The 979-nt window shown below is 44.3% G+C and carries 1 protein-coding gene; it reads left to right on the forward strand.

The window, feature by feature from the left end:
* Positions 1 to 201: 201 nt before the first annotated feature.
* A partial coding sequence (locus A3729_RS23660) for a ParA family protein (RefSeq protein WP_068634363.1) occupies positions 202 to 979 on the forward strand: 778 nt, incomplete at its 3' end.

Consider the following 979-nt stretch of genomic DNA (forward strand, 5'->3'; position numbering starts at 1 on the left):
TACTGTGCCGATGGCACGATTTGTGCTCTGTACACTATTAAGATTATTAGTGACGTAAATTCGGCAACTTTATGCCATTTCCGTTGTTCATTTGTTCAAGCGATACAGAATTAGCAAGTATCCCTAGCAGGATATTCTAGCCAGCTAGGCTAAATGGTATGCTTGAGCAAAGCTAAAATATAATTTTTCAGAGGTGACGCGGTGAGAATCTGGGGTATTGCCAATCAGAAAGGCGGGGTCGGTAAAACGACTAGTGTAGTAACGCTAGGCGGGTTGTTGGCACAAGAAGGCAAAAGAGTGTTGGTTATGGATCTTGATCCGCATGGGTCTTTAACCAGTTATTTTGGTTACGACCCGGATACGATTGAGCAAAGTGCGTTCGACTTGTTTATGCATCAGGGTAAGGTTCCTGATGGTCTTCCTGAACAACTGATTACTGACACTTCTTGCCCGGGTCTGGATTTAATGCCTGCTTCAACGGCTTTAGCGACGCTTGAACGTAGAATGGTTGGCGTTGAAGGTATGGGGCTGATCATTTCGAAAACGCTGGCAATGTTGTGGGATCAATATGACTACGTCTTGATCGATAATTCGCCTTCATTGGGTGTACTAATGATCAACTCTCTTGCTGCGAGCCAGCAGCTCATCGTACCTTGTCAAACAGAGTTTCTTGCGATTAAAGGCTTGGAAAGAATGATGCATACTTTGGGTATGGTTATTCGGTCTCAGAAAAGCAATTTAAGACATCTTATTCTGCCTACCATGTTTGATCGTCGAACACAGGCTTCAACACAAAGCTTGCGTACCATCAAATCGACGTGGGGAGATGATGTCTGGAAGTATGCCGTTCCCGTTGATACGAAGTTCCGAGATGCAAGTATGAAAGGTCTGGTACCATCTATTTACGACGCTGATACTCACGGAGTGAGAGCTTATAAGAAGCTACTGCAGACGCTTAAAGAGCTGACAAGCAATAATG

The organism is Oleiphilus sp. HI0043, assembly GCF_001634935.1.